The 455-nt window shown below is 32.7% G+C and carries 1 protein-coding gene; it reads right to left on the bottom strand.

Annotation, left to right across the window (positions count from 1 at the left end; all coding sequences use genetic code 11):
* The coding region (locus tag EII29_RS12380; protein WP_158612551.1) for a hypothetical protein at positions 1-455 on the bottom strand (455 nt) is incomplete at both ends.

The following is a 455-nucleotide window of genomic DNA, read 5'->3' as shown; positions in this document are numbered from 1 at the left end:
TAAGCAAGTCTGTCTTTATAGTATAACGGTAAAGATTTTCCTTTATTTTCAATTACTGCCTTTAATATTTCAGATACTCTTTCTACTTTATTTCCGGCCTTTACAAAGTCTCCTTCCGTTTTCTCCCTTGCATAATCCGTTGCCCAATATTCTGTTCCTAAATCTATATCTATAGGCTTTATCTCCGCATCTTTTATTACCTGAATTCTGTTATTTATATCTCTGTTTATTTCTTTAAATCCTTCTAACTTACCGTCTATTAATGCTTTTACATTTTCTCCTATCGTTGTTCTAACTTTGGCTACATAATCCTTTTCACTGAAATTCACTCTCGTATTATAGGAAACTCCTCCTTTAGCTTCTCCCGTAAGCTTGCCGTTTCTGTATACATCAACTACTCCCGGTGTTATATTTACATTTATTCCTATATTTCTGTTCTTATTTATATCTTCCAA

Origin of the sequence: Leptotrichia sp. OH3620_COT-345 (assembly GCF_003932895.1) — a bacterium.
In the GTDB taxonomy this organism is placed as follows: Bacteria; Fusobacteriota; Fusobacteriia; order Fusobacteriales; family Leptotrichiaceae; genus Pseudoleptotrichia.
The sequence above is the reverse complement of the archived record's forward strand: the minus strand, read 5'-3'. Positions and strand labels throughout refer to the sequence as shown.